This window comes from Lysinibacillus sp. BNK-21, assembly GCF_048684915.1.
GTDB classification, from domain to species: domain Bacteria; phylum Bacillota; class Bacilli; order Bacillales_A; family Planococcaceae; genus Lysinibacillus; species Lysinibacillus capsici.
The window spans coordinates 2,513,985-2,539,648 of the sequence record NZ_JBLQTS010000001.1 but is presented as its reverse complement, the minus strand read 5'-3'; the positions used below and the strand labels follow the sequence as shown (position 1 = coordinate 2,539,648).

The 25,664-nt window shown below is 40.9% G+C and carries 28 protein-coding genes; 23 read left to right on the top strand and 5 right to left on the bottom strand.

What is annotated here, in order from left to right; genetic code table 11:
- Positions 1-85: 85 nt before the first annotated feature.
- From ACMGGO_RS13045 to ACMGGO_RS13020, 6 genes are all read left to right on the top strand, one after another.
- Complete coding sequence (locus ACMGGO_RS13045) at positions 86-1,819, top strand: ABC transporter ATP-binding protein (protein ID WP_420281951.1); 1,734 nt, start codon at positions 86-88, stop codon at positions 1,817-1,819.
- Positions 1,816-3,627 (top strand): ABC transporter ATP-binding protein, encoded by a 1,812-nt coding sequence (locus ACMGGO_RS13040; RefSeq protein ID WP_374806141.1) that lies wholly within the window; start codon positions 1,816-1,818, stop codon positions 3,625-3,627. The genes ACMGGO_RS13045 and ACMGGO_RS13040 overlap by 4 nt, the downstream gene beginning before the upstream one ends.
- A 41-nt stretch (positions 3,628-3,668) precedes the next feature.
- A complete protein-coding gene (locus ACMGGO_RS13035; protein ID WP_004228761.1) occupies positions 3,669-4,088 on the top strand; it encodes a DUF1801 domain-containing protein in 420 nt (139 codons plus the stop codon).
- Between the two features lie 125 nt (positions 4,089-4,213).
- Entirely contained in the window at positions 4,214-5,197 is a 984-nt protein-coding gene (locus ACMGGO_RS13030) for an alpha/beta hydrolase (protein ID WP_374806140.1), read from the top strand.
- A gap of 2 nt (positions 5,198-5,199) precedes the next feature.
- Positions 5,200-5,871 (top strand): response regulator transcription factor, encoded by a 672-nt coding sequence (locus tag ACMGGO_RS13025; protein ID WP_066038510.1) that lies wholly within the window; start codon positions 5,200-5,202, stop codon positions 5,869-5,871.
- Positions 5,868-6,854: a sensor histidine kinase gene (locus tag ACMGGO_RS13020; RefSeq protein ID WP_374806139.1), complete on the top strand. Its 987-nt coding sequence runs from the start codon at positions 5,868-5,870 to the stop codon at positions 6,852-6,854. The genes ACMGGO_RS13025 and ACMGGO_RS13020 overlap by 4 nt, the downstream gene beginning before the upstream one ends.
- A gap of 37 nt (positions 6,855-6,891) precedes the next feature.
- On the opposite strand, the gene ACMGGO_RS13015 is transcribed toward ACMGGO_RS13020, so the two are convergent.
- On the bottom strand, positions 6,892-7,761 hold the full coding sequence (locus ACMGGO_RS13015; protein WP_054548760.1) for a DMT family transporter: 870 nt from the start codon (positions 7,759-7,761) through the stop codon (positions 6,892-6,894).
- Between the two features lie 109 nt (positions 7,762-7,870).
- Complete coding sequence (locus tag ACMGGO_RS13010) at positions 7,871-8,728, bottom strand: LysR family transcriptional regulator (protein WP_054548759.1); 858 nt, start codon at positions 8,726-8,728, stop codon at positions 7,871-7,873.
- A 136-nt stretch (positions 8,729-8,864) separates the two neighbouring features.
- Here ACMGGO_RS13010 and ACMGGO_RS13005 point away from each other — a divergent pair, with 136 nt between their 5' ends.
- From ACMGGO_RS13005 to ACMGGO_RS12980, 6 genes are all read left to right on the top strand, one after another.
- Positions 8,865-10,073, top strand: coding sequence for an MFS transporter (locus ACMGGO_RS13005; protein ID WP_054548758.1), 1,209 nt, complete (start codon positions 8,865-8,867; stop codon positions 10,071-10,073).
- A gap of 29 nt (positions 10,074-10,102) precedes the next feature.
- Positions 10,103-10,483: an SRPBCC domain-containing protein gene (locus ACMGGO_RS13000; RefSeq protein WP_048390658.1), complete on the top strand. Its 381-nt coding sequence runs from the start codon at positions 10,103-10,105 to the stop codon at positions 10,481-10,483.
- Between the two features lie 112 nt (positions 10,484-10,595).
- Positions 10,596-11,312 (top strand): toast rack family protein, encoded by a 717-nt coding sequence (locus tag ACMGGO_RS12995; protein ID WP_054548757.1) that lies wholly within the window; start codon positions 10,596-10,598, stop codon positions 11,310-11,312.
- Between the two features lie 135 nt (positions 11,313-11,447).
- Positions 11,448-11,972, top strand: coding sequence for a hypothetical protein (locus ACMGGO_RS12990; RefSeq protein ID WP_054548756.1), 525 nt, complete (start codon positions 11,448-11,450; stop codon positions 11,970-11,972).
- A gap of 32 nt (positions 11,973-12,004) precedes the next feature.
- On the top strand, positions 12,005-12,235 hold the full coding sequence (locus ACMGGO_RS12985; RefSeq protein WP_115673721.1) for an alpha/beta hydrolase: 231 nt from the start codon (positions 12,005-12,007) through the stop codon (positions 12,233-12,235).
- Between the two features lie 378 nt (positions 12,236-12,613).
- Positions 12,614-13,180, top strand: a complete 567-nt coding sequence (locus ACMGGO_RS12980) for a hypothetical protein (RefSeq protein ID WP_115673722.1) — start codon at positions 12,614-12,616, stop codon at positions 13,178-13,180.
- A 427-nt stretch (positions 13,181-13,607) separates the two neighbouring features.
- Here ACMGGO_RS12980 and ACMGGO_RS12975 read toward each other — a convergent pair whose 3' ends face one another.
- Positions 13,608-13,919, bottom strand: a complete 312-nt coding sequence (locus ACMGGO_RS12975; RefSeq protein ID WP_281216567.1) for an RNA polymerase sigma factor — start codon at positions 13,917-13,919, stop codon at positions 13,608-13,610.
- A gap of 105 nt (positions 13,920-14,024) precedes the next feature.
- Between ACMGGO_RS12975 and ACMGGO_RS12970 the strand changes: the two genes are divergently transcribed.
- The 8 genes from ACMGGO_RS12970 to ACMGGO_RS12935 all read left to right on the top strand — a co-directional run bounded on the left by ACMGGO_RS12970 (position 14,025) and on the right by ACMGGO_RS12935 (position 22,830).
- Positions 14,025-14,918, top strand: coding sequence for a DoxX-like family protein (locus ACMGGO_RS12970; RefSeq protein WP_420281950.1), 894 nt, complete (start codon positions 14,025-14,027; stop codon positions 14,916-14,918).
- A gap of 5 nt (positions 14,919-14,923) precedes the next feature.
- Entirely contained in the window at positions 14,924-15,535 is a 612-nt protein-coding gene (locus tag ACMGGO_RS12965; protein WP_420281949.1) for a DUF4166 domain-containing protein, read from the top strand.
- Complete coding sequence (locus tag ACMGGO_RS12960; RefSeq protein WP_420281948.1) at positions 15,504-17,060, top strand: YndJ family protein; 1,557 nt, start codon at positions 15,504-15,506, stop codon at positions 17,058-17,060. Before ACMGGO_RS12965 ends, ACMGGO_RS12960 begins: the two co-directional genes overlap by 32 nt.
- A gap of 63 nt (positions 17,061-17,123) precedes the next feature.
- Positions 17,124-17,567 (top strand): hypothetical protein, encoded by a 444-nt coding sequence (locus ACMGGO_RS12955; protein WP_103117948.1) that lies wholly within the window; start codon positions 17,124-17,126, stop codon positions 17,565-17,567.
- A 162-nt stretch (positions 17,568-17,729) separates the two neighbouring features.
- Positions 17,730-19,412 carry a methyl-accepting chemotaxis protein gene (locus ACMGGO_RS12950; protein ID WP_288580693.1) on the top strand — a complete coding sequence of 561 codons (1,683 nt, stop codon included), beginning with the start codon at positions 17,730-17,732 and terminating at the stop codon, positions 19,410-19,412.
- Between the two features lie 71 nt (positions 19,413-19,483).
- A complete protein-coding gene (locus ACMGGO_RS12945) occupies positions 19,484-20,443 on the top strand; it encodes a hypothetical protein (protein ID WP_288580696.1) in 960 nt (319 codons plus the stop codon).
- Positions 20,444-20,670: 227 nt separating this feature from the next.
- The gene (locus ACMGGO_RS12940; RefSeq protein WP_259949074.1) at positions 20,671-22,182 is read left to right on the top strand and encodes a right-handed parallel beta-helix repeat-containing protein; all 1,512 of its coding nucleotides are present in this window, start codon (positions 20,671-20,673) and stop codon (positions 22,180-22,182) included.
- A 456-nt stretch (positions 22,183-22,638) separates the two neighbouring features.
- Positions 22,639-22,830 carry a hypothetical protein gene (locus tag ACMGGO_RS12935; protein WP_054548747.1) on the top strand — a complete coding sequence of 64 codons (192 nt, stop codon included), beginning with the start codon at positions 22,639-22,641 and terminating at the stop codon, positions 22,828-22,830.
- 63 nt (positions 22,831-22,893) lie between these two features.
- Here ACMGGO_RS12935 and aac(6') read toward each other — a convergent pair whose 3' ends face one another.
- Positions 22,894-23,328 (bottom strand): aminoglycoside 6'-N-acetyltransferase, encoded by a 435-nt coding sequence (aac(6'), locus tag ACMGGO_RS12930; RefSeq protein WP_066038496.1) that lies wholly within the window; start codon positions 23,326-23,328, stop codon positions 22,894-22,896.
- A 123-nt stretch (positions 23,329-23,451) separates the two neighbouring features.
- Between aac(6') and ACMGGO_RS12925 the strand changes: the two genes are divergently transcribed.
- Genes ACMGGO_RS12925 through ACMGGO_RS12915 form a run of 3 tightly spaced genes read left to right on the top strand, consistent with a single transcriptional unit; the run spans position 23,452 to position 25,324 of the window.
- Positions 23,452-24,048 carry a class I SAM-dependent methyltransferase gene (locus tag ACMGGO_RS12925; protein ID WP_048393890.1) on the top strand — a complete coding sequence of 199 codons (597 nt, stop codon included), beginning with the start codon at positions 23,452-23,454 and terminating at the stop codon, positions 24,046-24,048.
- A 27-nt stretch (positions 24,049-24,075) separates the two neighbouring features.
- On the top strand, positions 24,076-24,651 hold the full coding sequence (locus ACMGGO_RS12920) for a DNA-3-methyladenine glycosylase I (protein WP_115673730.1): 576 nt from the start codon (positions 24,076-24,078) through the stop codon (positions 24,649-24,651).
- Positions 24,641-25,324 (top strand): DUF1963 domain-containing protein, encoded by a 684-nt coding sequence (locus tag ACMGGO_RS12915; protein WP_115673731.1) that lies wholly within the window; start codon positions 24,641-24,643, stop codon positions 25,322-25,324. Before ACMGGO_RS12920 ends, ACMGGO_RS12915 begins: the two co-directional genes overlap by 11 nt.
- Here ACMGGO_RS12915 and ACMGGO_RS12910 read toward each other — a convergent pair.
- On the bottom strand, positions 25,321-25,626 hold the full coding sequence (locus ACMGGO_RS12910; RefSeq protein ID WP_115673732.1) for a transposase: 306 nt from the start codon (positions 25,624-25,626) through the stop codon (positions 25,321-25,323). The genes ACMGGO_RS12915 and ACMGGO_RS12910 overlap by 4 nt on opposite strands.
- Positions 25,627-25,664: the final 38 nt, after the last annotated feature.

The window sequence follows — 25,664 nt, the reverse complement described above, 5'->3', positions numbered from 1 at the left end:
GACCCGAAAAATTATTTATCAAATGGGAATGATTTTCAGTTATAATAAGGAACGAATGGGATTTAAATAGAACGGAGTCGAATGTATGCAGGCAGTTAAACAATTAGGGCAGTATTTGGGGCCTTATAAATTTTTCACGCTGATTGCACCGTTATTGATGGTGCTAGAGGTGACGAAGGATTTAATTCAGCCGACCATCATGCAACATATGATTGATACGGGGATTGCCAATGGGGATAATCGTTACGTATTGAATATGTTTGTGTGGATGCTTGGCAGTGCAGTGCTCGGACTTATTGGTGGGGTTGGTTGCTCGTATTATAGCTCGAAGGCGGCGATTCATTTTGCCTCGGATATTCGACAGGCTCTTTATGAGAAGATGATGACTTACTCAGCCAAGGAGCGAGATGCTTTTACAACGGGGAAGCTGATTACGATTTTAACGAGTGATGTGGAAAGTATTCAGCGGGCCTTTATGATGACGCTGCGTATTTTTGTGCGTGGGCCTTTGCTCTTTATCGGCGCAGTGATTATTGTGTTTGTCACAGCACGTGAGCTTTTTTCCATATTGCTCATTATCGTACCATTGTTGGTTATAGCGATGTATTTTTTTACGAAGTATTCGGGTGTATTGTATCGTCGTGTTCAGGAGGCCATTGATGCCGTCAATACGAAGCTACAGGAAAATTTGGCGGGTATTCGTGTAGTTAAAGCCTTTCGCCGTGAAACACAACAGGTAGCACAGTTTGGAGAATTAAATGAGGCGCTGACGAAACGTTTTATTACAGCTGAGCAAATTGTCGGCGTGCTTGTACCCTTTACGATGTTTGTTGTCAATCTAGGGATTGTAGCCGCGCTTTGGCTTGGAGCCATTAAGGTAGACGCGGGTACACTGCAAGTTGGCGTTATTCTTGCGTTCATCAATTATTTAACGATTATTTTAAATGGACTGATGTCCTCTAGTATGGTGCTGATGCAAATAGCGCGAGCCTTGCCTTCAGGAGAACGCATTGTGGACGTGTTAAACAAAGAGATTGCTGTTAAGGAAGCGGAACATGCGCTGACCGATCCAATAAAAGGGGCCATTGACTTTGATCAGGTGAGCTATCGTTACTATGAAACAGCTGAGGATGTCCTCAAAAAGATTTCATTTTCGGTGAAACCAGGGCAAACGGTCGGCATTATTGGGAAAACAGGTAGTGGTAAATCGACGCTGGTGAAGCTATTACCTCGCTTATTTGATCCCTCTGGTGGCGAAATACGCATAGACGGAAAACCGCTAAAATCCTACTCACTCGCAACCCTACGTGAGCATATCGGATTTACCTCACAGAAAGCATTATTGTTCTCAGGACCGATTGAAAAAAATATTCGTCTCGGTAAGGATGATGCTACAGCTGAGGACATACAGCAGGCATTAGAGGCGTCCTGCGCCAGTGAATTTGTAGAGCGACTTGATAAGGGCTTAGCACATGAATTATCACAGGGTGCTACGAATCTTTCGGGTGGGCAGAAGCAGCGGCTTGCATTAAGTCGTGCGTTTATTCGAAAGCCTGCCATTTTGGTGCTGGACGATACAACGTCAGCGCTCGATAGTGCATCAGAACAACAAGTGCAGCGAGCTATTGCCACCTATTATCAAGACACAACGACCTTCATCGTAGCGTCGAAAATTGCCTCCATTCAGCAGGCAGATGTTATTTTGGTACTAGAGGATGGCGACATTGTTGGGCAAGGAACCCATCAGCAGCTTCTACAATCAAATGCGCATTATCAAGCAATTTATGCGTCACAGCAAAAGGCTGGTGAACAAGGATGAGTCAAGGTCAACCAAAGCAAATGAATTTTGGACGTGGACCGCGTATGGGGGGACCAGCTGAGAAGGCGAAAAATCAAAGAGAGACATTGTCACGTGTGTGGCATTATGTCAAGCAACAAAAAATAGGGCTGTTTTTCTCTATCTTTTTTGTCATTGCCTCGACCTTTTTAAGCCTTGCGGGGCCCTATATGATTGGGCATATTATTGATGATTACATTATGAAAAAGGATATCGACGGAACGATTCGTTTAGGCATCCTGTTGGCCGTTATTTTTTCAGTAGCCTCTATTCTGACATGGCTGCAAACCTATGTCATGATTCATGTGGCGATGAAAACCATTCGGACATTGCGTCTGGAACTATTTCAAAAACTTCAGACACTGACATTACGTTTCTTTGATCAGCGTGCACTTGGGGATTTAATGAGCCGTGTGACCAACGATATTGATAATTTAAATACCGCACTTGTGCAAAGTGTTACGCAAATCGTGTCGTCCATTTTAACTGTAATCGGTGTCAGTATCGCCATGTTTACATTAAGCTGGCAATTAGCTATCGTGACATTGATTATTATTCCGCTAATCGTTTTCACAACCAAGCAAATCATTAAACGCAGCAGTAAAAATTATGCAGCACGACAACGGGATCTTGGGAAGCTGAACGGCTATATTGAGGAAATGATTACAGGTTCGGAGGTACTTACGCTTTTTGGTAGGGAGCAGCAAACGATTGATACGTTCCATCAGCAAAATGAAAATCTACGAAACTCTGCTCAACGAGCAGAAATTACCTCTGGCTTACTAGGTCCGATTAATAACTTTATGAATAATTTAGGCCTTGCCATCGTCATCGGAACAGGTGCCTTTTTAGCAGTAAAGAGTATTGTTACAGTGGGGATTATTGCCGCCTTTGTGACCTATACACGGCAATTTTTCCGTCCGCTTAATCAGCTATCTAATCTATTAAACACCTTCCAGTCTGCTATTGCTGGGGCAGAGCGTGTTTTTGAGATACTAGATGAACCCTCAGAGGTAGCCGACAAGCCTAATGCTATCAAGACGGCATCGCTCAAGGGGGATGTTGTTTTCAAGCAAGTATCATTTAGCTATGAGCCAAATAAGCCTGTGTTAAAAAACATTGACTTCCATGCTAAGGCAGGAGAGACATTTGCTCTTGTTGGCCCTACAGGCTCAGGCAAAACAACGATTATCAATTTATTAACACGTTTTTATGACGTCGATCAAGGTGAGATTTTAATTGATGGGCATAATATTGAACACTATCAGATGGCGACGATTCGCCAAAGAGTTGGTGTGGTTTTACAGGACACCTATTTGTTCTCGGGAACGATTCGTGAAAATATTCGCTTTGGTAAGCTAGATGCGATAGATGAAGAGGTTGTGGAAGCGGCAAAAATTGCGAATGCCCATCATTTTATAAAATATTTACCTGCCCAATACGAAACACCTGTGCAGGCAGGAGGAGCCAATTTAAGTCAGGGGCAGCGTCAGCTTATTGCGATCGCCCGTGCAATTTTAGAGAATGCCGATATTTTAATTTTGGATGAAGCGACATCCAGCGTGGATACCCAAACAGAGGTCGATATTCAAAAAGGCTTACAGCATTTAATGCAGGGACGCACAAGCTTTGTCATTGCCCATCGTCTGAAAACAATCGAAAATGCCGATCAAATCCTCGTGATTCAGCAGGGAGAAATTGTCGAGCAGGGCAATCACCAAGAGCTGATGCAGCAGCAGGGGATCTATCGTCACCTTCAACAAAAACTATTGTTAGAGCAGGTAGAATAGGGAATAATGAAGGTACATCTTCCAGAAGGCGAGGGATTGACATGTATGAATTAAAGACCAAAGAAACCGATGTAAGTGTCATTGAATTTATTGAAAGTGTAGACCATCCAAAAAAGCGAGAAGACGCCTATCGATTATTGGACATTTTTACAGAGGTCACAGGCTATGAAGCCAAAATGTGGGGACCGAGTATTATAGGCTTTGGTAAATATCATTACAAATATCAAACAGGCCATGAAGGGGATGCCCCACTAGCTGCCTATTCCCCTCGCAAAGCGAAAATTAGCTTATATTTTGCTCCAGGGGATGAACGAGAGCAACTATTACAACAATTTGGTAAACACACAACAGGAAAAGCCTGCGTTTATATTAATAAGCTAGCTGATGTGAATGAAGACATCTTAAAAGCCCTTATACAACAAACCATCGATTTTTTACGAAAAACCTATCCAGATGCTTAATCAAGAGAGCTGCCTATTAGTAGGTAGCTTTTTTGTATGAAATTTATCTATTTTCTCCAAAAGTTTAGTAGAAATTTATTTTTACCGTGTATCCTTGCAAGTATCAACGAAAAAAGGAGATACGTATGAAAAAGAAAGCAAAGAAAATGATTGTCTATATGGGGGCATTGATTGTGCTTGGAATGGTGATAATTTGTATTTATCACTATAGCTTAATACAGAAGGAGTCAGCTATTTTACAACCTAACGGCACATTAAACAATGTAGATGGTCAAAATCTCCATGTTTATCAGGAGGGGGCTGGCGAGGATACATATATTTTTATGGCTGGCTCAGGTATCGCAGCACCCGTATATGAGCTAAAAGGGCTGTATCGTAAGTTTTCACAACATCATCAAATTGCAGTAGTGGATCGAGCTGGCTATGGCTATAGCGACGTAGCCCATGATGATAGAGGAATCGATACGATTTTAGCGCAAACACGACAGGCACTTCTGCAAAGTGGGCTTGAACCGCCCTATGTCCTTGTGCCACATTCCATTTCAGGGCTAGAGGCCATTTACTGGGCGCAAAAATACCCAGAGGAAGTAAAGGGCATCATCGCGCTAGACATTGGCCTACCTAGTCAATATGTAAAGCATAAAATGGGGACGGTCGATCGTTGGATGGTGAGAGGCATGCACCTCGCTACTAAACTCGGCTTACATCGACTTTTGCCAACACAGGTCTATAATCCGCAAGTACTTCAAATGTCGTTTTTAACAGCACAGGAAAAGGAAATCTATCAGGCGTTGTCCTTTAAGCAATTTTTTAATGAAGATATGCAAAATGAGCTGTTGCAGGTCTACGAAAATAGTTTACAATCAGAACAGCTCAAAAAGCCGCAAGACACGCCTATCTTACTGATTGATGCGATTGCGGAAGAAAATAAACATTCGAAATATACGAAGCAAAATCGGCAGGATTATGCTGACTTTGCAAAGCAATTCACTAATGCACAGGTGAAAGAGGTCAGTGGGACACATAGTATTTATCTCTATCAGCCAGATGAAATCTATCAACTGGCAATGGAATTTATGAAAATAACGGGTGATGAGAAAGGTCGATAAGTATGAAAGGATTTAGAATCTTAATTATAGAAGACGATCACATGATTGGTGATCTACTGCAAAAAATAGTACAGCGTGAGGGCTATGAGGCAATCTGGAAAACAGATGGCAAGGATATGATGGCGTTAATTCAGCAGGTGGATTTAGTCATAATGGATATTATGCTGCCAGGAGAGGATGGCTATCAATTGAGCAAAAATATTAAACGATTAGGCTTAAATATTCCAATCATTTTTCTATCGGCACGTAATGATATTGAAAGTAAGCTAGAGGGGTTGATGGTTGGAGAGGATTACCTGACAAAGCCATTTGATCCGCGAGAGCTGTTGCTAAGAATGCAAAAAATGCTAGCCCAACAGTATGGTACACTTACGCAAATTCAGCATTTATTGATCGATGGAGAGCGCCGTCAAGTATTTCATCATAGCATCCATGATGAAATCGCCCTAACAGCGATTGAGCGAAAAATTTTCTTTTATTTATTTGACAATCGAGATCGAGTATTAACAAAGGAACATTTTTTTGATTATCTTTGGCCGCTCGATGAACGCAATCATAATATTTTGAATGTCCATATTAAAAAAATTCGAACAAAGCTACAAGACCCAGCAGGCACTATTGTGCAAAATATTTATGGAGAAGGGTATCGTTTAAATACCTATAATAAAAAATGACCTTAAAAACAAAATACCGTACTTTGTTATTTGTAGCCATTGGGAGTGTGCCTGTTGTACTATTAGGCATTAGTGTGGCCATGTCAATTTTGTATGACAAGGCCTTTAAAATAAAAAATGACGGCATTCCGTTTCATGAGTCCTATGCCTATCCTGTGATGCTGATTGCGTTTGTGCTAGCGTTAGGAATGCTCGCATGGCTATTTTCCACATCAATTCATTCGTTACTATCCAAAATTACACTACTGAATAAAACAATACGAGAACTAGCAAGTAATGAGCGAATACCTGACACGTTAACGATAAAAAGTGAGGATGAGATTGGACAGCTTAGCCAATCTGTCAATCTTTTAATTGAGCGTACAACATACCGAGAATTAGAGCTTGCCCAGCAGCAGGAGCTTCAAAAAGAGCTGCTACAAAAGTTGCGACATGACATTCATACGCCGTTAACGGCTATCCGTTTGCAGCTGTTTTATCTAGAGGATCAGCTACAGGGGCAGCCCAAATTGGTGGAATCCTTACATGCACAAATTCAATATATCACGAATTTAACTAATGCATTTCAGTTACAGTCCTTTGATACGAGTGAACAGTCCTATGTCATGCAGGAGGAGGTTCAACTTGTCCCATTGTTACAAATGATGATAAAGAAGTGGCAGTATCTATATCGCATGCAGAATATTACGCTGCATTTTCAGCACGATGATTTACAAGCAGCTTGGCTTAGCAATGAATTGTGGCTACAGCGTTTATTCGATAATGTCTTTCAAAATACATTAAAGCATGCCCAAGCATCCAAGCTAGAGGTGACGATCAAGGACGGGCAAGTTGTCATGTGTGATGATGGTATTGGCTTCACGACTGAAGATGAGCATGGCGGACTTGGGCTTAAAATCATTCAGGATATTGCTAAAACATTGAATATCGAAGCTTCCTTACAATCAAACAAAAATGGCACGACCTTCTACTTTACACACTAATAAAAAACAACGGCAGCCTTTGCCGTTGTTTTTTCTTTTACACTGATTTTCGTTGCTGTAGTAAGAACAGGGCAAGTCCTAGTAAAATGACCACAATACCGATCCCCTGTTGAACGGAAATCATCTCATCTAAAATAAAATAAGCTAATATACATGTGCCGATTGTTTCGCCTAAAATACTCATGGAAATCACCGTTGTACTTAACCATTTCAATAGCCAATTAAAAATGGTTTGCCCGAAAATCGTTGCAATGACAGCCAGCCCTACAAGGGACCACCAGGTGGAGGCTGAATAATCGAAAAACGATTCTTTCATAAAGAGGGCATAAACGGCTAAAAAGATCGAGCTACTGCCATAGCCGATAATAGAATAGGGAATGAGCGATAAATCCTTGCGCACTGATTGCCCAATAAAAAAGTAGGCTGTAATAATACCTGCCGCAATAAAGGCAAGAATATCGCCATAAAGGGCTTGTCCACTAATTTGGAAATCTTGCCAGCCAATAATGAAGCAGCCGATGATCGCTACGAAGCAGCCAACAATCGCTCCTTTTGAAAATCGCTCCTTAAATAAAAAATAGCTGCCTACTAAAGAGAATAGTGGCTGAAGTGTCACAATGACGGTTGAACTAGCCACAGATGTGTAGTTTAATGATTCAAACCATAACACATAATGACAGGACAAAAATAAGCCTGATAAAATGCCGAGTCCCCATTGTTTTTTCGTGAGACTTGTAAGCTCCTGCCGCAAGCTCTTCTGTGCCAATAAAAATGGAAGAAGTACTAGCATCGCAAAAAATAGTCGATAAAAGGCTGTAATCGCTGGTGGTGCATCAGCTAGCTTAACAAAGATTGCTGAGGTAGATAATGCAAATACTGCAAAAAATAACGAGATGTAATAAAACATGATGTACTCCTAAGCATTTACAAGATTAATAATGACAAACCTATTATAGTGTAGTCCGCATGAATAATATAGGGTTTTTAGAATATTAGCACAAAATAAGTTTATGGAGCTAATTCTGCTCAAGCAAGGATTCAATGACCTGTTTTAATTGCAGGATGAAGGGCTGCTTACTGTCATCTTTTTTATAGATATAAACTGTTTCGATCACACTGTGAAGCCCATCTAAATCATAAAAATGCAGGTCGGGACAAGGATAAAGTGCTAGTAATTTGGTATTTAATACAGCCAATGTATGCTCGATTTCAAGAAAATCTAAAATACTACTAACTGATTTAATTTCCTTCATTGTAAAAGGTACCTGCTTGTCAGTGAGCCATTGTGCTAATGCATGGGTATACATGCAGCCCTTACTTAACACAAGCAATGTGACAGGTGTTCGTTGTTCAAAGTCGATGATATGAGCGGAGCTTGAGATAACTTCAAATGTCTCTGTGGCTAGTACATCATAGTGTAGCTCGCTATAATGCTTGATTGGATTACTTGTCAATGCACAATCTATTTCCGCCAGATGAACTTTGTGATTTAAGGCTGTACTTGATTCCACGGTGAAATCAACATCTATCGGACTTCGACTAGTTTGCAGTGCGTTCATGATGGATGGACCATAAATTTTAATGGTTGTATGAGATGTACCAACCAAAATGCTCGTTTGTGTAGGGCCGATGGTATGTAAAAAGTCTTCATACTGCTCGGCAACTTTCTTTAAAAACTGTAAATAATGTTGACCTACCTCTGTCAGCTTTAAGCCTTGGGGTGTTCGTTTAAAGACGTCCTGCCCAATTTCACGCTCCATTTTTTTCACCTTTGCTGTTAAGGCAGATTGTGTATAATTGGTGATTTCAGCCGATTTACTCAAGTTTTGCCTCTCTAAAAGCTCCATTTTTAAGGCAATTTCTTCAATGTTCATGTTGTTCCTCACATACCTATAGATTTTTTTTATAGCCGCTATCATTTTCCTCCATTTTACGTTCGCTAGCTGTCCACGTACACTCTAGATAATGAAAAGGTAGACTGCAAAAGCAGTAACCTGATGGAGGGTTTTTATGCATACATATTATCGATGGGTCATCTTGCTTGTGGCTACACTTTCGCAAACAGCCGCAACCTTTGTGACCTACGGAATGGGGCCAGTTGCCTCTTTTTATCAAATGGAATGGCACTTAACGTCCTTCCAGACAGGGCTAATTGTTTCAGCCGTCAATATAGGGCCAATTTTCTCCATGCTGCTATTTGGTTATCTCATGGATAAAAAGGGAGAAAAGCAGATTATTGGATGGGGCTCGATACTACTGGGCCTGTCAGCCTTATTGCTAATACCCGTGAATCATTATACGACATTGCTTCTCGTATTAATAGTTGTGGGGATATGGTATGGCAGTGCGCAAACAGGTGGCAGTACTGCTATTGTGAAATGGTTTCCTAACAAGCATCGAGGACTTGCTATTGGGATACGCCAAACAGGTATTCCGATTGGAGGTGCATTGGCTTCCACTTTGCTGACCTATTTGTATCAACATCATCATCTTTCCTCTGTCCATTTAGCACAGGGCTTGATGGCGGTTGGTGGGGGACTATTATTTTTATTGCTGTACAAAGAACCAAAACAGCATGACACCGCTACGGCACCTCTCATTCCTTTTAAAGAGAAGATGCGTGCTATTCGGCACAATCGGGCGCTCTATCCTTTATTTTTTGTGGGCATGGTTATGATGTCCCTCCAAATGATTATCATAGCTCACTTTATGAGCTATTTACATCATGAAGGTGGGTATACATTAACCGAGGCAGGGCGCTATTTAAGTCTGATTTTATTTGGTGGGATGTTTGGGAGAATTGTACTTGCTTGGATGAGTGACCATTATTTCGCTCAAAAACGAGAGCCATTATTAGTGCTCGTCATGGTCGCTACATTCCTGATGGTTGGCTTTTTGCCCTTTGTCATACATAGCAAGGGCCTCATGATTTTATTTTGCAGTTTATTTGGGTTTTTAGCGCTTGGCTGGTATTCCATATATATCACTTGTGTCACGGAGCAATCCGATTCGCAAGCAGTAGGACTAACTGTTAGTGCAGCGTTAACGATTAATCAGTTCTTTATTGTCTTGGCACCAACGGTTTATGGTTTATTGGTTACTGTTTTTTCCAGCTATCAGCTCGCTTTGGATGTTATCGCTGTGATGGTTATACTGGGGGCATTTCACTTATACAGAACATCCCAAGGTAGTCTAACTTCTGAAAGTTCGGTAAAATAATGGAAAAGAGGAAATGGAGGTTGCGACGAATGACCAGTTCAATTTGGATTGAGGCAAAGATTGATAAAGTATGGCAGGCGATTACAGAGGAGCAATCCCTCTCCCGATGGTACGCACCAGGCTCCATATGGGACATCCCTATACTAACAGCTGGGGAAAAGATGACATTTACCTTAATGCCAAATGCGCATAACCAGCTTTCTGAAAAACTGCCGATGGAGCTAACGATTCAGCAAGTGAAGAAAAATGAGGAATTTTCCTTCTATCTAGAAGTTCCTGAAACATTGATTGCTATTACGCTAGCCCAACAGGGTAATGGCACTACGGTGAGCTTTAATTCGTCAGGCTATGATGCCTCTCTTGCGAATTTAAAGGCATTGCTGGAGGGGCATGACATTCCTTATCAGTAAGCCTCTCTACGTCTTAGGTCTTAGATGAATTTCGAGCGGAGGGTCGTATTTTAATTTCCTCCCTTCTATATAATGAAATTATTGGTAGATTATACGGTGGGAGGAAATAATAGTGAAAAAATTAGTGGGTTTAGGTGTCGTGATAGGCACGTCAGCATTGGTATTATCAGGGTGCTTTTCCTTTATTCCAAATAAAATGCGAGAGGAAGCCATTTTGGTGGAAAAGGATAAAGCGAAAGCATTAGAGGTAGACATTGATTTAGGTGTTGGCGAAATGAATGTATCGAGTGGTGCAAAGGAATGGGTTGAGGGCAACGCAGAATATAATGTAAAAAAGCTAGCCCCTCAGGTAGACTATGATCTACATGGCGATACAGGAGAAGTGGAAATCAAGCATAAGGGCTCAACAAGGCTGGGGCTCTCCAATATTAAAAACACATGGGCGATTCAACTGAACGACAGCATCCCCATAGATCTGAATGTGGAAACGGGTGCCTCTCTTGCCAATCTTGATTTACAGGGTCTTCAGCTGGAAAAGCTCGATATTGAAGCGGGTGTCGGTGATCTAACGGTTAATCTAGGTGGCGACTGGAAAAAGAGCTTTACAACGACTATTGAAACAGGTGTCGGTCAAACAACAGTTATTTTACCTTCAAAGGTTGGCGTGAAATTAACGACAGAAAAAGGCATTGGCTCGTCTAATGTGGAGGGCCTTATATCAAAAGGGAATGGTGTCTATGTCAACGAAGCTTACGACAAGGCGGATGTCTTGCTAGAGGTCAATTCGGAATTGGGCATCGGGGAAATTACCTTTAAGTTAGATCGATAGAAAATGGAGTAGGCTACTTGATTGAAAGAATACCTGCACCTCAATAACCATAATAGGAGCGTCAAATACATCCTTTGTATTTGACGCTTATTTTATGGTAGTTTTAAGAAAGCAATGTTTCAAAGGAGCGAATAGATGAAGACCTATACATACAAGCAACCAGCGGCCATCGAGTCAACAGACACCGTTACTATTTTAAATGAAGCGGGGGAGGTATCATCCACCGTTCAACGCGTGTATTCTAATGCACTAAAAAAAGCATTCGATAAAACGATGGACTATCGTTATTTCGTTCGTTTTGATGTTCACGATCGCAATGATCAGCCGCTTTTTACATGTAAAAAAGTATCCCGTCGCGGGCGCGTGCATTTCCGTGGCAAGGATTTGGTAACAGGTAAAGACTATATGATTGCCTATGATGGCTGGCAAATTATGATTCCTGATTTAGTTATTACCGATGGCGAACAGCAGATCAAGCTCAACAAAGAAATGGAGGACTGGTCTGTTTTTACTGTGAATGAACAGCCTATCGCACGCTGGCAAGCGACTTTCTGCGAGACGCATTTTGACATTACACTACAAATTGAAGACAGCAGTCCCATTCAGCAGGAAGCCTTTTTTATTGCCATCGGACAGGCAGTGCTGTTTGTTGGGGCTTAAATAAAGGAAGATGGAAGAAAGGGCTTGATGAAATGCTAAACATATTACCAGCAAAAGAGATTTATTTACAGGGAAATGAGCATGCCCTATTGCTTTTACATTCCTTTACAAGTCATACAAGAGATATGAAGACAGTAGCCACTGCATTACATAACCAAGGCTATACTTGCTATGCGCCGCTGTATCGTGGACATGGCACTCATCCAGAACAGTTATTACACTATCAGGTAGACGACTGGTGGCAGGATGTAGTGAATGATTGAAGGAAAAAATAGGTGTACCTAATCGTTAGGGAAAATCTAATGACGAGGTGCACTTTTTATATAGTAAGTTTTCATACTAAATTAAAGAATCTTTTGTTTTTGTTTCTCCAGTTGGATTCTTTCGTATTCCACCTCTAATTCTCTGTGTTTAATCAAATACTCTTTTTTTATTTGATACACTTTAATCACACTGAAAATCGTAATAACAAAAGCAAATACAAGCATTAATAATTGTATATTTGAGAAATACAAAAAAACACCTCACTTTCTTTATATATTATACATTTATCTGGATTATATGTATAATAAAGCTAATATTACATTATCCATTAATGTAATATTTTAACATAAATAAATAAAACAAGGAGGTTTACTGTGATGAAGAAGCTTCAATTTTTTATTTGCAGTTTGATTGTTACGTTGATTGTTGCTACAATTTTTCCGAATTTTGCGAATGCTGATGAATATGGACGTAAAGAAAGTGTTTTAGCCGAATCCATCTACTATAACTTGGCTACACAAACATTAGAGTTTGATGAAGAAGCAGCCCAGAAATTATATCATTTCACAGATGAAGAATTAAATTATTACGAATCTCTTGAATCACTATCTCCTAATGAGGTTCATCATAAACTTTTAACCTTTGGGCTAGACATGGACAATTATGATGGCACAATTATTTATAAAGAAAATGAAGATGGGGAAGTGACACCATATGCTGTTATAGCATGGCTTGCAGGAATTGGTTTGGTTTCTTTCATAGGCTATTTCTTCTGGGACCGATACTTGACACATAAAGAAAAAATGAATTATATGAACAAATGCTTTGCACAGGGAGGAAATCCAATCATTGACTCCCGAGATGATGCTGGGTTAAATGGACAAACCAATGCGACTGAGGCTAGAAAAATCGGTGGTTATAATTTTGCGTGTCAAAAACCATAACATTTTATGAAAGGACCCTTCAAAAACTTAATTTTGAACAGTAAAAACAACAGCCCTTCTATTAATAGAGTATTAATAGAGGGGCTGTTGTTATTTAAATTTCTAGCTTTGTCGGCTCATCCCATAGACTCTGGAGAGTGAATGAGTGTAGGTACATAAAGGCATGCTCTTGATGCCTGATGTGAAGAAGTAATAGGACATGAGTATATCATTATCAATAAAGCCTAGTATTCTCGTTAAAACTAATTAAAAATATAGTACAAACGATAGGGAAAGCCATTCATCGCCGAGTTGCAAGGTAATATACTCCGTGTTTCAGCATAGTGCATGCTTCCATACTTTTGATAATTGTGGTTGTGATTGGATCGTTTAATTCATTATTTATTTTTATAGCAGTTTTGAATTGTGATTCAATGTAGGAGAGGTATTATACTATATGGTTTTCATTAAGTTGATATAAAAGGTACAGATAAGTGGCAAAATAGTGAGGCTCCTTTAATTGCGGTAGCCCCTCATAGGCTCGAATAATGGTTTGCTGAAAAACTTCTACGGCGTCGTTTTCATTTTGTACGTAGACATAGGCCATTCGATAAAGCTTATGCTGCTCCTGCTCAATGAGCTGATAAAACGCCTGCTCATCACCTTGTTGGGCTAAGGCTACAAGAGTTTGTTGGGTGCTCGTAATGAAAATCGCCTCCTTTTCGACCATTAGACTCAGCAAGTCATCATTTCGATTCAAGTTTTTTATTTTTATTGAGAAACGTCATAAGCATACCCATTTAATAGAAGGTTATCAATTTACTGCTATAATGATAGTGGCTTCATCAAAAAAAGGAGTGAGTTTATGAGCAGAAAGCCTATTTATCTCGAGATAGACATTCAGGCTCCTATAGAGAAAGCGTGGGATTATACACAAAATCCTCATCTGCATGAACAATGGGATTTACGTTTTACATCGATTACATATATTCCGAAAAAAGCACCCGAGGAGCCACAGCGTTTTACCTATGAAACGAAGGTAATGCCAGGCTTACAGGTAAGCGGCTGGGGAGAAAGCAAGGGGGAGCATCATAAAGAAAATGGCACGCGAACATCCTCACTGCATTTTGGTACGCCTCAAAAGCGCTCACCTATAGCGGAGGGAAAAGGCTATTGGCAATATATCCCGCATCAACAGGGGCTGACATTTCTGACCCAATATGATTATGATACACGCTATGGCAAGCTTGGCGTATTCTTTGATTTATTTTTTCGTCCATTAATGGGGTGGGCGACGGCACTCAGCTTTGACGTTTTAAAAAGATGGCTAGAAAAAGGAGAAAATCCTACCTCACAGTATAGACGATTCTTTTTAACGATGCTTCTGTGTCTATTCTTTTGCTTTGTCTGGTTCTATCATGGTCTTGTACCGAAGATCATCCATATGCATCCGCAGGAGTTAAAGATGACCGCTTCATTACTAAACCATGCAGATCAGCTAGTTATGTGGATAGGGGTTGCGGAAATTCTCTTTGCTTTTTGTTGGCTTTACCCGCGAGGAAAACGCTGGCTCTTTGGCATGCAAATCATCGTTTTTCCGCTCTTGACGATAGCTGCTATTGTTGCGGACCCGACAAGTGTACAAGCACCCTTTAATCCACTTACCTTTAATAGTGCTTTATGGGTGTTGTCGATTGTCGGATTTAGCTTAAGTAAGGATGTACCGAGTGCTAAAAGTTGTAAAAGAAAGCGAGGATAACAAGGATGACGATCTATCAAACATTATTAGGGGATGATTTTGCAAGACTTCATCCGATGCTACAACAGCGTTATGCGTTACCAATTGATGAATCATTTTTTGCTAAGGGCGTGATGCATCAAATAAAATCTGGTGCTAAATGGATGTGTCCCTTCTATACACTGGCTGCGAAAACGCGATTTCTGTTCCCAGAGTCAGGGGAGGATATCCCCTTTACTATTTCGAATACATGCAGAGCCCTGCCAAGTGGGGAACTAGAGGTACTATGGGAGCGCACCTTTTATTTCCCGCAGAAAACAAGGCATTTTGATGCAAGGATGACCATTGATCCAATCCACAAAATTGTGAAAGATTATTTAGGCACACCCGCTCTTTTTTATTCCGATTTGCACTTTACGGTGACGCGAGCGGGGACATTGGTCATTCGTTCAGGTAAGCAGCGCTTTGTCCTCTCGCGTTTCGAATGCCCGATGCCTAGACTGTTAGAGGGTCGAGTCATTGTAGAGGAAGGCTTTGATGAATCGAAAAATGTCTTTACCATTCATGTCTCCATCCATAATCCATTCATAGGGAGGCTCATGATGTATGCTGGTGAATTTACGCAACAATCGAAGTAATTTCATTTTTTTACTAGGGATTTTGTTCACGGTGATGTGCTTTGTGCTTAGTGGGCAACCCAATTACTTATGGTTACTAACCGTTGCTCAACTAATTTTCGTTCCCACCATGGTATCAATGGTTGTGGATGTTCAGAAAGTCGGCACAGCCATTACTATGGGGATGATGCTAGCCGTTACACTGCTGCATTGGTCGACGGATGGCGTTTTGGCTAATGTTTTGGCAGGCATGTATGTACTGTATACCTTCTATATCGCCATGCAAGGCGTGAAAAGATTTTTACAACGAGGTTTTACAAATATTGCGGAGTTTGCTATCGACATGGGGCTTTTCTACCTAGCCCTCGGTGGTCTGTGGTTTTTCGCCTATGTCACCAACATGGATACTGGTTTTTCACCATTAATAACGTGGTTAACGGCCATTCACTTTCATTATTCGGCTTGTTTATTACCCATTTCAGTCGGGCTTTTAGGTCGATTACATGATAGTAGCGGCTACCGTGTGATGGTGCTGATGTTGCTGGCAGGACCAATCCTTGTTGCGGTAGGTATTGCCTTTTCCATTCTCATCGAAATCATCGCAGTCACTCTTTATATTTTCGCCATTTACGGCTTATTTTTCGTAGCGCTCAAAACAAAGCTTCCGTTTGGACAGGGGCTATTGCTGAGGACTTCCTATGGAGCGCTCTGTCTGACGATTCTTGGGTCTTGTCTGTATGTTTACAGTCGTGTCAGCGGAAACGTTTCCATCGGCATTCCAGAAATGCTTCAATTCCATGGTGTGATCAATGGTGTTTTCTTTGGGGGGATAGGGGTCATCGCCTGGCTAATGGCTGTCCCCCCAACAACACAGCGTCCGTTTGAGTTCCCTGTAAGCCAAATTCGTGGGAAGCTACATCATGAGAATATACCACACCCTGGCTTGGCCGATGCCTTACAGGATTTTGTCGATACAGCAAAGCTACCGCCTGTCATTCCACATTTTTATGAGTATACGACGACCTATCGGCTGCTTTCGACGGTGCAATGGAAGGCTTGGTTTCGACCTTTTGCCTTTCTGTATCAAGGAATGAGCCGTTTGCTCCAACAGCTCAATTTACCCTTTTCCAGTAAGCAAGTTGAGATGACGGGTAGCATTGTTCAGGTCGATTCTGCACGAGATAGCCGTCCGTCTCCACGTGCATGGATTCGGACAATTCATTTGCAAACCGTTTTTGTCGCGATTTATTCGAAGCACACAAGTGACGAAACGACCTATATGAATATCGCCTTACCACTCCCGTTCTCAACAATGGTTGGCATTTTGTATGCCTATGAAGAAAATGGTCAGCTACACCTAACAAGTCGTCATGATGGAGATGCAGGAATTTATTTGGCGATAGGAAAAAATGTGATGAGGCTACCCCTACAGGAGCATTTTCAAATTTCTGCGGTAGATGACAAGACATTGTCAGCACGCCATCAGATGACGTTATTTGGTATTCCATTCCTACAAATTGATTATCATATTAAAAGAAATGCATAGATTGGCAGGAATTTCCTCAACCGAACGAGAAGGTCCTATTATAGAGACAAATAACAAGGAGTGATGGAAGGCTTGCGTTTAACAAAAGGAATTTCTGGTTTCGATGCAGCGCATTTAATTGAGCAGGACATGCGCATGTTTCAGTCGATGGTGTACCATTTAGTGACAAGCGAACAACGAGCGAAAGTAAGGCAATTTATTGATCAAGCGCCCTTTGTCTATATGCAGGCAGTGATTGAAATCGATGGAGAAACACTGACGATTCTTCATCATCGTTTGATGCCGTACATCGCATTTGCCAAGCAGGAGGTGAATAGCTTTACCTTTTTATCCAAGCCTCACCTGCATAAATATTTTCCTATGCGAAAATGCTTGGAAGCGGAGACACTTACAACATTACTAACAAAGGATGAGGCGTTCCATAGCCTATCTGCTACAGAATGGAAATACGTCTCTTATTTTAATAGTCAAACCATTGGCGATGTAATGTTCAATGGCTGGGATTAAGGATAGTACTATAGGCGTGCGATAAAAGATGCTATAAAAAACATTATATTGACCAAGTTATTTCTGGAAATATAGCAAAAATTCCTAAAACCGCTAATCGTCCTAATTAAATGGTAGATTTTTAAGGATGGAATAGATTAGGAAAATAAGGGGTTTTTGCAAATGAAGTTCAAAACAATCAGTAGACGCATTGTTTTTTCCTTTAGCATTGTGATTGCAATCATGATAGGATACATTGTTTACAATTACTTTGCCATCAAGCAAAGCAATGATGCGACAGAGCAAATTGTACAGCAAGAATTACAACTATTAATCATCGATTACGAGCAGGCACAGTCCATTGATTTAAGAATAGCGGCAGCTAGAGGCTATGTGCTTTCTGGGAGAGAAAAGTATAAAGAGATATTTCAGGATAATGTTGCAAAGGAACTAAGCAATGAAGAAAAGCGGTCAGCATTATCTTCCTCAGGCGAATTCGGACAATTTGCGGAAATGTCTAAGGAATGGAACCGTTATATTGAGCAAGAGGTATTTGCGGTATATGATCAAGGGAACACCGAGCTAGCTACCCAAAACCTCACAAAAATGGATGACACAGCTACGACCATTCGTGAAGGCTACGAAGACTTAGTGGCGCAACGGAAGCTAGCCATTAATGAGGTAGGGACGGACAGTATTGCTGCTGGAGAGCAGAAACAGCGAATCGCCATTATCGTAGGTATTGTGATTGTTCTTCTAGCAGTGATAATTGAGCTATTAAGTGCTCGTGGTATTTCAAGACCAATCGTGACGTTAACCAAGCGTATGCAACAAATGACCAATGGCGATTTAAGTGAGCCGCCTTTGAAGGTTCAATCGAAGGATGAAGTAGGGCAACTGATGGAAGCGACCAATACGATGTCAGATATTTTAAATCGTCTATTAAAGCACATTCAAACGGTGTCCAATGATGTAGCGGCACATAGTGAGGAGCTTCTTCAGTCGACTTCTGAGGTCAAAATGGGGACAGAGCAAATTGTTCATACGGTTACAGAAATGGCAAGTGGGACAGAATTACAGGCAGATCATGCCTCTGATGTCGCTTCCGCCATGAATGATTTTACTAGCAAAGTTACTACGGTTCATCACTGCAGTAAAGATGTTCAACAGTATTCGCAGAGTGTGAAGGCTTTAACACAAGAAGGTAGAAGCTTAATGACCACTTCCACAAAACAAATGGAAGCCATCCAGCATACAGTGAAGGACGCGGTGAATCAGGTAAATGGCTTAAGTAAGCAAACACAGGAGATTTCTAAGCTTGTAGCGGTCATTCAAACGATTGCTGCCCAAACTAATTTACTCGCATTGAACGCAGCGATTGAAGCAGCTAGAGCTGGGGAACAGGGGAAAGGCTTTGCCGTGGTGGCCGACGAGGTTCGAACATTAGCCGAACAGGTCGCCTTCTCCGTCGATGATATTACAGCGATTGTCAGAAAAATTCAGGATAATTCCGATACAGTAACCTCCTCGCTAGAGCAAGGCTATGAGGAAGTCGAAAAGGGCACAACACAAATGGCCGCAACCAATACAACATTCAATCGAATTGCGGATGCTATTGAGGCCATTGCGACAGGCATTGAAGGTATGTCAGTGGAGCTAGCTGAAGTTGTTCACAATACTGTCACGATTAATAAAGCAGTCGATGAAATTGCTGCTGTCTCCGAACAATCAGCTGCAGGCATTCAGGAAACATCGGCTACCATTGAGCAAACTGCAAGCTCCATGGCTGAAATTAAACATAGTGCCGAGCATTTAGCAGAAATGGCTGAACAACTAAATGCCCTGATTCGTCAATTTAAGCTATAGAAAATACCTGTGGATTTCAAACTTCCCTCACATTTCATCTGTATACTAAGGCATTGGAAGGTGGAATCATTTTGAGAAAATATTTACTTTTATTATTGATGAGTACTTTATTCATGGCACCCGTTGCCTACGCCCATACGATGGATAAAAGTACACTATTCACAGATGTCCCTGAAACAGCCGCCAATATTCAGGACATTATGGTACTACACAGTATTGGGCTTCTTGGGTACAATGGCAAAGATATGGCCTTAAACCCAACAGACAATCTTTCACGCAAGGACTTTGCAGGCTGGGTAGGTGGCTTTTTCGGCCTTGAGGGAGCAACAGTGGATGAGCTAGCACAAGCAGCTCAAAAAGAGGATTACGTATCTTCGCTAGAGGGAGATATTACGTACAAGGAAATAAATACAGCACTTTTTCATCATAAACTTGAGCTAGCCAATCCTGACGCAACCATGACGAAAGAAGAGTACATTGCATTCTTAACAGAGCACCTTACATTTGATATGGGCGGACATACGCTTATTCAGATGGGCGGCTTTGCAGAAGGACCAACGGGTACGATTGAAGACGTTGTCACAGGTGACCAAACAGGAATCATCATCGACGGTAAAACATACATGCTGTCAGGACACCCTCGCATCTTTGCCGATTCAACAGATGCCAAAAGCTGGGTAGGGCAACAGCTAGAACGTTCTATTTTTACAACAGCAGCGGATCACCATCATGGTCATGACGGTGGGCAAGAGGAAAGCCACGGGGATCATGCAGAAGGCCATGGCGACAGCCACGAGCATGAAGCATCCGGCTCGAATGAAGCAACACTACAATATGTGCAAATTAGCACTGCACAAGTGGTGAAAGAGGATGCCAAAGAAATGGAGTCTTCGAACGCTACACCAAGAGAAGAGCAACAAGCAGCCGCAGCAGATGACACAGCATCCAACTCAAACACAGTTTGGATGATCGCTATCCTAGCAGCACTAGCCGCTATTTTTGTTATTGTATTTGTGAAACGCAAGAAATAATGTAAATGAAAAAAACCAGCAATAACCGAGGGAATTCGGTTGTTGGTGGTTTTTTCATTTTTCCCCACTTTCATTAAACCGTCAAACATTCCAAATAAACACCTGCATATTCCAGCAATTTTACACAAAATTGAATAAGCACAAGCATGTTCGGTATATAAATAGGGTACGAACATTTTTTGGTTAGGAGTGTGTAAATGGCTGTACTTGTGGTGAAGAGGAGCATAATGCATCGTTATCAAAGTATCGGGCAGGCGATTGAAGAGGCGGCGCCTGGGGATATGATTGAAATTCGGGATGGGATTTATGAGGAAAGCTTGGATATTGCCAAGCGGCTGACGTTGTATGGGGTTGGCAATGTGACCATCAAGGGTGGTGTATTTATTCGCTATCAAACTCCTGTCGCGATGCGTAATTTACGGTTCCGGCAAGGGCAGGGGCTATATGTGAAAGGTGATTTACAGCTAGAGAATTGTGTCATTGAGGAGCAATTGATTCGAACGCAGATGATGGTGAGCTATGGTAGTTTGCTGATGAAAAATTGTGCAGTGCTTGCTACGCCACTGAATCATTTTGGTTTGCGTGTGGCGAATGGATCCAGTGTTATTCTAGTCGACACGACATTTGAGCATCATAGGAAGGCACAGATTATCGCTCAAAACTGTGAGCTGACCTTGACGAATTGTATGCTGTTGGAAGGGAAGAAGCATGGTATTTTTGCGATTCGCCATGTCAAGATGACAATGGAGGACTGTGAAATTCATGGGCATGACAAGGCACAAGTAATAGCTGCGTCGAGTGAGATGACGATGACCAATTGTTTAGTGCACCAAGGGCAAGGGGTAGGCATTCAATTGTTTGATAGCACGACTTTCAGGATGGATGGCTGTGAAATAAAAGAGCATCTTGATACGAATATGGTGGTTCATCGCAGTGAACTAATGGTATCTGATTCTATTTTTTCAGATGGTCAAAGTCATGGGTTGTATCTTGGAGAAAAAACCGAAGCCAAGTTCTATGATTGTCAAGTTTCTCGGCATGTCAAGGCACAGGTGTTGATAGAAAATAGCAAGGTGGAATTTCATACATGTCATGTTCGTAATGGCATGGCTGTCGGGCTTACCATTGTGGATGAGGCAAATGTTTCGATGAACCAATGTAAAATTCAAAACCATCAGCAATTTCATATTATTGTTGATGCTAGTGGATTAAAGCTACAGCAATCGATTATTCAATTTGGGCAATCAGGTGGTGTTTATGGTAATGAACATGCCAAAATCATGATGCATCATACAACGATTCGAGAGCTGCAAAGCCACCATATCTATATCAACAATGCCCGATTATTTACACAATATTGCACGTTTGAACAAATGGAAGGAAACGGAATTACTTGCATTGATGCAATTTTTGAGATAGCTAATAGCTATTTTAAAGATGGTCAAGAAAGCTCTTATGCCATGATTTGGTCAGATCAATCAATGGGGCGTATTGAAAATTGTAGGGTGGATAAGGCGGCTAGACCATTCTTAGCGCTGTCCAATAAATCATTATTGGAAATGCGTCATACTGATATAGCCGCAGTAAAGGCTCCAGCGGTGGTACAGGAAAACAGCCAATTATTTGTACAAGGACATGTACAGTCAGCGACATGGCAGAAGGATACAGCATCAAAGGTTTCTCAAATTGAGGACATGAAATTAGAAATAGTGAAATATGATATTAAAAAAATAATATAAAAGCCGATTATACAAATAAGACAAGTAGTTTCAATTTTGAAATTACTTTTTTTATGGATTCGTGTATTGATATTTCATATATGTGAAAAATGGGTAAAGAAATACGTTTGGGCTGTTAATTAACTTTAATTTGTGCAAAAAAAATCTATAATTCGACAAAATGCAAGAATATTTTTATAATGGTATAGATGTCTTGTTGCAATTACTGCAATATTTTGAAATATTCCACAGGGAAACTTATACAATCTTTGTATAAGTTATAACCAACATAATAAAAGTTTTTACTTAATGTAAAATAAATATTAAATAAATGTGGATAATAGATTGATTATTTTCTATGTTTAAACCTATAATTAGTAAAAATGGTTCATCCAATAAGATAAATTTTCGTTAATTATGAAATGGGAGTAATGATTTTACAATAATAAATAGAGAGAGTATTGGGGTGATATGAGTATGTTTGGGCTGACAAAAGAAGAAATTATGTTAATGCTAGAGGAGATGGAATTAGCAGAGAAGCACAAGAATGTGATTGCTGATATCTTACATCTAAATAATATGCGAATCGAACAACAACTCGCATTAATGATCCAATTAATCATAGATGAGCGCGAACGAAATATTTCCAACAATACATATCTAAACTAAAAAAATGTCGAAAAATCACAGGTGCTATGTTTGCAACGCCTGTGATTTTTTTGTCAGCCATTTTTATAATTTTTTCGTGAAGCAAATGATGCGATTAGCTTCTGTAAAACCGAGCTGAAGATGAACCCTTAGGCTTTCGTCATTGTCCCATTCACAGTCACTGGCAAACTCTAGACAGCCCCTATGCTTTGCCCATTGCTCACATTTCTCCACAAGCAGTCTTGCATAGCCCTGCTGGCGATATTCCTCTCTCACAAAAAGGCCTTCTAAATAGCCGACTGGACTTGAGTCAGTCCCTTCTACATAGTCTGTTCTTAACTGGCATTGGGCAAATCCAACTGCTTCGTCATCGTCATAGACAAGAAAAATAGCTGCGTTTTCTTCCTTTAGCAGCTGTGTCATCTCTTCGGTAAATTCCTCTAGTGTATGATTAGGCCAGAGCAGTAAGGCTAATGAGGCCGCAGCATGAGCGTCCTTCTGGTTTGCTTGTTGAATCATAAAATTTTCCTCCTTTGTAAAAAATGAAACAAATTGTTTTGAAGTACGTACAAACTAGTAAGCGTTTTTATTTTAAAGCTCTAATTCTATTTTAACAATCTTACTTGAGGGGGGAATCCAATCATGTCACTCTTACAAACGTTAATTGAACAAGCGAAAAAGCCAAATGGATGGATTGGCTCAACGATGCTACAAATTATGAATTTTGCCCATCGTGGTATGAATGCATGGTTCATCAGGCAAGGTGCTATCAATGATGGTGATCGTGTGTTAGACATAGGATGTGGTGGTGGGAAAACGCTCCAAATTTTATCCAAATTGAATCCAAATGGTATAATATATGGGATAGATTTTTCCACACAGGCAGTGAAGGAATCAATCAAATTGAATAAAGCAAATGTTGCCAGGGGTAGCGTCATTGTGAAAGAGGCAAGCGTTTCAAGCATTCCATACGATGATCAGTTTTTTGATGCGATTACAGCCTTTCAAACGCACTATTTTTGGCCATCCTTGGAGCAGGATGTAGAGGAAGTATGGCGGGTTCTGAAAAACGGTGGGAAATTTATTATCATAGCAGAGCTCTACAAAATGAACTATCATATGAAAGCCTATCAAACTCCTGAGGCAACGAAGCAATTATTAGAACGTATCGGTTTTCAAACCGTGTATGTCACCGAAAAATCAAGTAAAGGATGGCTTTGCATTACAGCTATTAAGTAAAGGATACATAAAATGGAGGGTATAAAAATGAAAAGATGTGATTGGGTCAAGCTAGATGAGCCTTTGTATGTGGAATACCATGACAAGGAGTGGGGTGTACCGGTCTATGATGACCAGCATTTATTTGAGATGCTTTGCTTGGAGGGGGCACAGGCTGGCTTGAGCTGGTGGACGATTCTCCAAAAGCGTGAAGGCTATCGTGAGGCATTTGATCAATTCGATGTGGAAAAAATTATCCATTATACAGCAGACAAGCTAGAGGAATTGCAGCAAGACACACGGATTGTACGCAATAAATTAAAAATAGCTAGCGTGGTGACAAATGCTAAAGCATATCTCCAAATACAGGAAAAGCATGGCTCATTCTCAGATTATATTTGGGGCTTTGTAGATCACAAACCAGTTATGAATGAGTGGGCATCCATCAAAGAGGTGCCTGTGACGACAGAAATTAGTGATGGTATGAGCAAGCAATTGAAGAAAGATGGCTTTAAATTTATCGGTAGTACAATTTGTTATTCTTTTATGCAGGCAGTGGGCATGGTAAACGACCATACAACAGATTGCTGCTGTCGACAAAAGGAGCTAGCGGATGGCAATTGAACAAATTCGGGCTCAACTAGCCACGCAGGCCACGATTTTTCAAACGGGTGGTATTCGACCTACACATGATTTATTGGAAAGCTGGATTGGCTATGTGGGCTGGTCCTTACCAGAAGAGCAGCCACCATCTGGCTATCAGCCGCTCGCTACGTTTTTTCTAAAAGGTCTACCCTATGTACCGATGGCATTACAGCCTTTTCAATTAGTCACAGTTTTTGTCGATGAACGTCTATTTGATCATCTGATGGAGGATGATCTTGGTTCTTATTTTGATATTAGAACGTACACCACTTTGGAAGGCTTAGTAAAGCGCGAATGGCAGCATGAACAAATTCGCGCGTTTCCACTCATACCACAGCATATCACGAACGACTATCCAACATGGGATGGGGGCGGTATTCCTGCTCAATTGGAGGAAGAGATTTTGACGTTGGAGCATGAAGAGCAGCTCGACTATTTTGAGGATATTGTTGAAGACCTCTATCCACTCCATAAAATTGGTGGCTATCCAAGCTTTTGTCAAAGTGGCGTTGATTTCGGTGACGATGCGCCATTTGTCCTCCAAATTGCCTCCGATGCAAAAGCACGTTTGAATATTGTGGATCATGGTAATTTTTATTTTTTCTACAATCCAACAATCCAGACTTGGCACGTCTATTGTGATTTCTACTAAAGGGATGGCCGCCTGTCTCTTTCATGAATTGTCATCATGATGAACCGGTAAATCAGATATAAGCCAAGGTACGCCCCTGTAATTAGAAAGACAGGGTTTAAGAACACAGCATGGATCGTTGTCATAAAGACTACATCCTCAAGAATAATGTTCGTTATAGCTGTAGCGGCAATCGTGCTAAACAGAATAGCAGCAAGGACACCTAGTATGTTGAAAAGAAGGCGAAAGCTAGCCCATTTGTGCTGAAGATATGCCATAAGGCTGGGGATACCAATCGTGGCAGTCAGCATGACAATTGTCATAGCATCACATCCTTTCTTTCAGATTGCCCTTGTTCGTT

Excerpts from the sequence above, each read along its gene's own strand:
- ACMGGO_RS13010 (WP_054548759.1), bottom strand. The coding sequence starts at position 8,728 with ATGAACATTGAAGAAATTGCCTTAAAAATGGAGCTTTTAGAGAGGCAA.
- ACMGGO_RS12925 (WP_048393890.1), top strand. The coding sequence starts at position 23,452 with ATGTCACTCTTACAAACGTTAATTGAACAAGCGAAAAAGCCAAATGGA.
- ACMGGO_RS13005 (WP_054548758.1), top strand. The coding sequence starts at position 8,865 with ATGCATACATATTATCGATGGGTCATCTTGCTTGTGGCTACACTTTCG.
- ACMGGO_RS12935 (WP_054548747.1), top strand. The coding sequence starts at position 22,639 with ATGTTTGGGCTGACAAAAGAAGAAATTATGTTAATGCTAGAGGAGATG.
- ACMGGO_RS12910 (WP_115673732.1), bottom strand. The coding sequence starts at position 25,626 with ATGACAATTGTCATGCTGACTGCCACGATTGGTATCCCCAGCCTTATG.
- ACMGGO_RS12955 (WP_103117948.1), top strand. The coding sequence starts at position 17,124 with ATGGAAGGCTTGCGTTTAACAAAAGGAATTTCTGGTTTCGATGCAGCG.
- ACMGGO_RS12965 (WP_420281949.1), top strand. The coding sequence starts at position 14,924 with ATGACGATCTATCAAACATTATTAGGGGATGATTTTGCAAGACTTCAT.
- ACMGGO_RS13035 (WP_004228761.1), top strand. The coding sequence starts at position 3,669 with ATGTATGAATTAAAGACCAAAGAAACCGATGTAAGTGTCATTGAATTT.
- ACMGGO_RS12990 (WP_054548756.1), top strand. The coding sequence starts at position 11,448 with ATGAAGACCTATACATACAAGCAACCAGCGGCCATCGAGTCAACAGAC.
- ACMGGO_RS12920 (WP_115673730.1), top strand. The coding sequence starts at position 24,076 with ATGAAAAGATGTGATTGGGTCAAGCTAGATGAGCCTTTGTATGTGGAA.
- ACMGGO_RS13015 (WP_054548760.1), bottom strand. The coding sequence starts at position 7,761 with ATGTTTTATTACATCTCGTTATTTTTTGCAGTATTTGCATTATCTACC.
- ACMGGO_RS12980 (WP_115673722.1), top strand. The coding sequence starts at position 12,614 with ATGAAGAAGCTTCAATTTTTTATTTGCAGTTTGATTGTTACGTTGATT.
- ACMGGO_RS13020 (WP_374806139.1), top strand. The coding sequence starts at position 5,868 with ATGACCTTAAAAACAAAATACCGTACTTTGTTATTTGTAGCCATTGGG.
- ACMGGO_RS12950 (WP_288580693.1), top strand. The coding sequence starts at position 17,730 with ATGAAGTTCAAAACAATCAGTAGACGCATTGTTTTTTCCTTTAGCATT.
- ACMGGO_RS13030 (WP_374806140.1), top strand. The coding sequence starts at position 4,214 with ATGAAAAAGAAAGCAAAGAAAATGATTGTCTATATGGGGGCATTGATT.
- ACMGGO_RS13025 (WP_066038510.1), top strand. The coding sequence starts at position 5,200 with ATGAAAGGATTTAGAATCTTAATTATAGAAGACGATCACATGATTGGT.
- ACMGGO_RS12915 (WP_115673731.1), top strand. The coding sequence starts at position 24,641 with ATGGCAATTGAACAAATTCGGGCTCAACTAGCCACGCAGGCCACGATT.
- ACMGGO_RS12970 (WP_420281950.1), top strand. The coding sequence starts at position 14,025 with ATGAGCAGAAAGCCTATTTATCTCGAGATAGACATTCAGGCTCCTATA.
- ACMGGO_RS13000 (WP_048390658.1), top strand. The coding sequence starts at position 10,103 with ATGACCAGTTCAATTTGGATTGAGGCAAAGATTGATAAAGTATGGCAG.
- ACMGGO_RS12960 (WP_420281948.1), top strand. The coding sequence starts at position 15,504 with ATGCTGGTGAATTTACGCAACAATCGAAGTAATTTCATTTTTTTACTA.
- ACMGGO_RS13040 (WP_374806141.1), top strand. The coding sequence starts at position 1,816 with ATGAGTCAAGGTCAACCAAAGCAAATGAATTTTGGACGTGGACCGCGT.
- ACMGGO_RS13045 (WP_420281951.1), top strand. The coding sequence starts at position 86 with ATGCAGGCAGTTAAACAATTAGGGCAGTATTTGGGGCCTTATAAATTT.
- ACMGGO_RS12985 (WP_115673721.1), top strand. The coding sequence starts at position 12,005 with ATGCTAAACATATTACCAGCAAAAGAGATTTATTTACAGGGAAATGAG.
- ACMGGO_RS12940 (WP_259949074.1), top strand. The coding sequence starts at position 20,671 with ATGCATCGTTATCAAAGTATCGGGCAGGCGATTGAAGAGGCGGCGCCT.